Origin of the sequence: Acinetobacter sp. YH12027 (genome assembly GCF_013420085.1) — a bacterium.
Lineage (GTDB): Bacteria > Pseudomonadota > Gammaproteobacteria > Pseudomonadales > Moraxellaceae > Acinetobacter > Acinetobacter amyesii.
Window position 1 is genome coordinate 1 of the sequence record NZ_VOYW01000097.1, and the last position, 1,370, is coordinate 1,370.

At 43.0% G+C, this 1,370-nt stretch carries 1 protein-coding gene; it reads right to left on the reverse strand.

Going from position 1 to position 1,370, the window contains the following annotated elements:
- Window positions 1–20: 20 nt before the first annotated feature.
- Window positions 21–1,250 carry a transposase gene (locus tag FTT94_RS16420; protein ID WP_180005658.1) on the reverse strand — a complete coding sequence of 410 codons (1,230 nt, stop codon included), beginning with the start codon at window positions 1,248–1,250 and terminating at the stop codon, window positions 21–23.
- Window positions 1,251–1,370 lie beyond the last annotated feature (120 nt).

The window sequence follows — 1,370 nt, forward strand, 5'->3', positions numbered from 1 at the left end:
CATAGGTATCTACACATTTTTTATAAATTGAATGCGATCTGAGCAATCGCATTCAGCTCATCAGACGAATACTCTGACAACAACTGAAGAGTGTTCAATAGTATTGAAAGCCCTGCCAGTATGGCAGGGGCACTTTCTAATTTTCCCCTTTTCTGTTGCCTACCTGAAATTCGGGTGAGAAATGCCCGAATTCTTATATTCTGCTCATCTGTACCACGCTGTACTCGCCATGTCAGCACACAAGCCATACTACTGATCAGTAGCCTTCTCAGGATTGCTTGAGGTGTCGTTTGTAGCCATGCCTCAACGTCATGTCCTGCCTGCTTAAGCAATTTAAAATAACACTCAATTGTCCAGCGCCAGTAATACCATGTACTCAATTCTGCTGTATCTATATCCATTGCAACATTACTCAGCAAACACCATCTCGCCACAATTTTACCGTCACAATCCTTAACGACAGAAACAACCAGCCTTGCATCGACAGCATCTCCCTGCTCAGGAGCAACCCGCTTCCCTGAGCTATCTTTCTGCTTTGGTTTTGCTGCGCGTGTTATGCGTATATGGGTCTCACCCACATGTAAAGTATGCTGATTGCCTTTGTAAGAAATATTTTTGATTGAATGCGTTTCTATCTTTTCTGCAATCTCGCCAACTTTGTATGTCTGACCGTGATACTCAACTCGATGACCTTCTTTGGCCCGAATCAGCCATTTGAAGCGATTCTTGCTCATCGCTCTTAGATGGGCAATTGAGTCACCTTCACGATCAATGATATGAACTTTTGTTTTCTCAACCGGATACTGTTCGATCGTTTTGATTTGTTCTGCGAGTGAATCCAAATGGGTTTTTCGCTCGCTGTATTGTTCACTGAATGTGGAATAACAGCCTGATGCGTCAGATAGCGTTTGAGCCAATGGTGCAATGGGAAGCCCCGATGCCGCATCAACCAGTAGACTGCTTTGCAGTTCATAGCCTGAATCATATTGATGGGTTCTTTGAAGACGCTGAGTTTTATTGTTATGTTTCACATATTGCAGTTGAGACCAATCATGAATAATCAGCGCATAAGGGTGAGAGGATTGATCAATCTGTTCAAATGCAAGTCGCTGTATTGGCTCATTCAATTGCTTGAAAGAGACTTTTTCATTATTGAGAAATCGCCAAACTGCCTGGGTGGTTGCAAAACTGGACTTCTGGGCAGAGGCCATTTCCTTAATTGCAGGGGCAAGTGAAGCAAGAGGATTCATATTAAGCTTTACGAGGGCGTTGTATCGTCTGACGAGACGTGTATCAAGATGGGAGATATTAAATTGAAGAGCATGCTCTTCAATTTAACCCAAAACTTGGGATTTGTGTAGATACCTATG